At 60.9% G+C, this 4,128-nt stretch carries 6 protein-coding genes; 2 read left to right on the top strand and 4 right to left on the bottom strand.

Going from position 1 to position 4,128, the window contains the following annotated elements; all coding sequences use genetic code 11:
* Together AC1D0Z_RS16985 and AC1D0Z_RS16990 are read left to right on the top strand one after the other, a co-directional pair.
* Positions 1-952 (top strand): NAD+ synthase (locus AC1D0Z_RS16985; protein WP_477659394.1); only part of this gene is annotated, 952 nt, incomplete at its 5' end.
* 164 nt (positions 953-1,116) lie between these two features.
* Positions 1,117-1,455 (top strand): P-II family nitrogen regulator, encoded by a 339-nt coding sequence (locus AC1D0Z_RS16990; RefSeq protein WP_007869659.1) that lies wholly within the window; start codon positions 1,117-1,119, stop codon positions 1,453-1,455.
* A 142-nt stretch (positions 1,456-1,597) separates the two neighbouring features.
* Here the strand turns inward: AC1D0Z_RS16990 and AC1D0Z_RS16995 are convergent, their stop codons facing one another.
* The 4 genes from AC1D0Z_RS16995 to AC1D0Z_RS17010 form a co-directional block, all read right to left on the bottom strand.
* The gene (locus AC1D0Z_RS16995; protein WP_477659395.1) at positions 1,598-2,224 is read right to left on the bottom strand and encodes an LOG family protein; all 627 of its coding nucleotides are present in this window, start codon (positions 2,222-2,224) and stop codon (positions 1,598-1,600) included.
* A gap of 2 nt (positions 2,225-2,226) precedes the next feature.
* On the bottom strand, positions 2,227-2,682 hold the full coding sequence (locus AC1D0Z_RS17000; protein ID WP_477659396.1) for a diacylglycerol kinase: 456 nt from the start codon (positions 2,680-2,682) through the stop codon (positions 2,227-2,229).
* A 36-nt stretch (positions 2,683-2,718) separates the two neighbouring features.
* Positions 2,719-3,276: an RDD family protein gene (locus AC1D0Z_RS17005; RefSeq protein ID WP_477659397.1), complete on the bottom strand. Its 558-nt coding sequence runs from the start codon at positions 3,274-3,276 to the stop codon at positions 2,719-2,721.
* A 77-nt stretch (positions 3,277-3,353) separates the two neighbouring features.
* The gene (locus AC1D0Z_RS17010) at positions 3,354-4,031 is read right to left on the bottom strand and encodes a DUF3106 domain-containing protein (protein WP_477659398.1); all 678 of its coding nucleotides are present in this window, start codon (positions 4,029-4,031) and stop codon (positions 3,354-3,356) included.
* Positions 4,032-4,128: the final 97 nt, after the last annotated feature.

Genomic DNA, 4,128 nt, shown 5'->3' on the forward strand with positions numbered 1-4,128 from the left:
GGCTGAGAGTTTCAAGGAGAATCTGTTTGTAACCCAGGTAGAGCGTGCGCAAGCAGCTATTAAACTGATAGCAAGCACGGCCCCTGAACGCAGCCACGAAGCGGACCTGTGGGACGCGCTGGTGCTCGGCGTGCGCGACTATCTCGGTAAAAACGGCTTTCCGGGCGCCATCCTGGGGCTGTCGGGCGGTATTGATTCGGCCCTGGTATTGGCGGTGGCGGTGGATGCGCTGGGCGCCGACAAGGTGCGCGCAGTGATGATGCCTTCGCCCTATACAGCAGACATCTCCTGGATCGATGCGCGCGAAATGGCCGAGCGCGTGAAGGTGCGCTACGACGAGATTTCCATCGTGCCGGAGTTCGAGGCCTTCAAGGCTTCGCTGGCGGGTGAGTTCAAGGGCCTGAAGGAAGATACGACCGAGGAAAACATCCAGGCGCGCATTCGCGGCGTGTTTTTGATGGCGCTGTCGAACAAGTTCGGCTCCATCGTGCTGACCACCGGCAACAAAAGTGAAATGGCAACGGGCTATTGCACGCTCTACGGCGACATGGCGGGCGGCTTYGCGGTSATCAAGGACCTGCTGAAGACCWCGGTGTTYCGSCTGGCSCGCTGGCGCAAYGMAAACGACCCCTACGGCACCGGCAGCMASCCGATTCCCGAGCGCATCATCACGCGCCCGCCCAGCGCTGAGCTGCGGCCCGACCAGATCGACCAGGACAGCCTGCCGCCCTATGAGGTGCTGGACGCCATCCTGTCGCGCTACATGGAAAACGACGAAAGCGCCGAAGGCATCATCGCGGCAGGTTTTGACCGCGCCGTGGTGGAGCGTGTGACCCGGCTGATCCGCATCAATGAGTACAAACGCCGCCAGGCGCCCGTGGGTATCAGGGTCACCCACAGGAGCTTTGGCAAGGATTGGCGCTATCCTATTACCAGCAAATTCAGACAATGAGGCCCCCACGGTCGCTCGCTTCGCGTAGCTCCCTGCCCCCCGAGGGGGTCGCTGCGCCTGCGGCCCGGCAAAGCCGGTTCCGCGGCCCCTGCTGGTGAAGTCACTTGCGCGTCGTACGCTGCTAAATGCTTTTTGATGATATTTAGAACGAATGGAGATATTCAGTGAAACAAATTACCGCCGTCCTCAAGCCCTTCAAGCTCGAAGAAGTCCGCGAGGCCCTTGCCGAATGCGGTGTGACTGGGCTGACTGTCACTGAGGTCAAAGGCTTTGGCCGCCAGAAGGGCCACACCGAGCTGTACCGTGGTGCCGAATACGTCGTTGACTTTCTGCCGAAGGTCAAAGTCGAGGTTGTGGTGAAAACCGAAGACGTGGAACGCTGCGTGGATGCCATCGTGCGTGCTGCGCGCACCGGCAAGATCGGCGACGGCAAGATTTTCATCACCAGCGTTGAGCGCGTGGTTCGCATTCGTACGGGTGAGGAAGACGAAGCGGCGGTGTAGATAGGGCCCCCACGCTTAAATAAGCCCCCACGCTTTTCACTTCGTGTAATGTGCTGCCCCCCGAGGGGGCGCTGCGCCTGCGGCCCGGCAAAGCCGGTTCCGCGGCCCCTGCTGGCCTGAAGAAAAGTCCCGGCGACAGGTGTCAGATCTGGTCGAGGCGGGTATTGCCTGGTGTCATGCCGGCTGCCTGCACCAGCGTTTCGAGCAATGATTCGGCGTCGCTGCTGGTGCGGATCAGGTCCATCAGCCAGTCGTTCATGAAACCGGTCTTCACCGAGGACGCCAGGAACGCAAGCAGGGCATCGTAGTAGCCGTTCAGGTTGAGCAGGCCGACCGGCTTGTCGTGGTAGCCCAGCTGGCGCCAGGTCCACACTTCAAAAAATTCCTCCAGCGTACCGATTCCACCGGGCAATGCCAGGAAGGCATCCGCATGCTCGGCCATCAGGTATTTGCGCTCATGCATGTTTTCCACGATGTGCAGCTCGGTGCACCCGGTATGGGCCCATTCCTTCTCTACCAGCGCCTTCGGTATCACGCCGATGACCCGCCCCCCGGCGGCCAGCGTGGCGTCGGCCATGATGCCCATCAGCCCGTTGCGGCCACCGCCGTAGACCAATTGCCCGCCGCGCTTGCCTATCCAGGCACCCACAAGGGCGGCAATGGCGGCGAATTCGGGTTGGTTGCCAGTGCGGGACCCGCAATAAACACAAAGGGAAAAAGCGGGTTTGAAGGCGGGATTTGAGGTATCGGTCACTTGATTGATATTCATGCTCATGCAAAAAATCGCTGGTACAGCGCCAGGGCCCAGGTGCCAGCGCACAGCAGCAGGCTAAGCAGGACGGCGGCACTGCCCATATCCTTGGCGCGCTTGGAAAGGTCATGCCATTCAGGACCGATGCGGTCGATGGCGGTTTCGATGCCCGTGTTGAGCAGTTCCACGATCATGATGAGGATGACAGTGCCGGCCAGGAGCACCGTTTCAACCCAGCTGCGACCCAGCCAGAAAGCGGCGGGGATCAGCACAATCGATGCGATCGCTTCCTGACGGAAAGCGGTCTCGTGCCAGCCGGCGCGCAGCCCGGCAACAGAATAACCGGTGGCATGCCAGACGCGGCTCAGGCCCTTGCGGTGTTTTTGGGGGTTGACGGGCTCATTGGCGGCCAGTCGGGCGGCGGCATCAGGTGGAGCTACGGGCACAACTGCAGGAAACGGAACTTGTTCGGACATGGTGCCATTGTCGCGCAGCTTTATGGCACATTGATGTTAGGGCTGGCCAGCCACCGCACCAGTGACACCCGCCTTGTTTTTACCCTTGCGCCCTGGCTTTTCAGGTGCAACCCAGGTGATGAGCCGGGTGCCGGCGAAAGCGTCGTGCCAGAACTGTTTTTGGGGATGAAAACGCGCCAGGATGGCCCACACGGCGACCCACCCCAGTGTCAGTACCGCGCCTTCCCGTCCAGGCAGCGCCATCGCCCAGCTTACGGCCAGAGGTGGCAGAAACCAGAGCCAGCTCAGCGCATAGCGCAGCAGCGCGCGCTTTTGGGTGATGGGCGCGCCGTTGACGTCGACCACGCGGATGTTCCAGGTTTTCATGGCCAGGGTCTGGCCTTTGGCCCAGAACCAGACAAAGTAAATACCGAAAATCACAAACACGAACGCCTGCAGGGCGTGCCGGTTGTCCAGGGCGTTCCGGGTCTGGCTCAATGTGCTGAAGAGGTAGCCGGCCAAAAAAACCACGCCGAACATCAGCATGCCTTCGTACATCCAGCAGGCCATGCGGCGGGGAATGGATGGAATGGAGGGGGTGTCTATGACTGTCAAAGTGTCGCGATGAAAGTTAACCGCAGCGAACTGCGGCGGGGCGGGCCAGACAATCCGGCCAACCACTTCGGCAACGCCTAGCGTTGGGGCGTGGCGCCCGGAACTACACCGCTGGCGGGTAGCGCGGCGGGCGTGGCAGCTGGTGCCGGTTGCAAAGGCGTGATTTTAGAGCCAGGTTTGCTGGCTGCCTTGACCGGGTGTGGTGGAACCGGCGCCAGCTTTTGCGGCGCTACCGGTTTTACCGCCGTTGCTGCCCCGGTAGGCTTGGGCGGGGCCTTGGCTGCCAGCTTCTGCTTTTCTTCGGGGCTCAAGGCCTGGTACGTCTGCCACTTGGCTTTTTTCTCTTCGGGCGTCAGTTGCCGGGACAGCTCTTTGGTTTTGGCAAAGTTCAGCCGGGCTTGCGCTCGTTGCTGGGGGCTCAGCGTGACCCATTCATTCATGCGGCTGTGCATGACGGCCTGCTCTTCAGGAGAAAGCGAAGGGTAATTTTTGGATATTTCGAGCCATTTGCGTTTTTGCGCCTCACTGACGGTATCCCAGCTGGAAGCCAGTGGTTTAAGCGCCTGCTGCTGCATGGGTGTGAGTTCAGCCCAAGTCGGTTTGGCCACAACAGGCTTGGCAGGGACGGGCAGCGGCTTCGCAATTGCACTGGCGGGTGCTGCAGGTTTTGGCGCCTGGGCATGACCCAGATTGGGCAAAATCAGCAAGGTGGCCGTCACAAGCACGAAGGACAGCCACTGCAGTTTCAACCGCATTGAACGCCTGTCCTCAGATGAGGCGCGCCAGGAGGTTGCGCGGGGGATCATTGGGCCGTGGGAGCTTGGCGAGTGGTTTTGAGGTACTGGACAAAAC

It is taken from the genome of Polaromonas sp. P1_E3, from assembly GCF_056405935.1.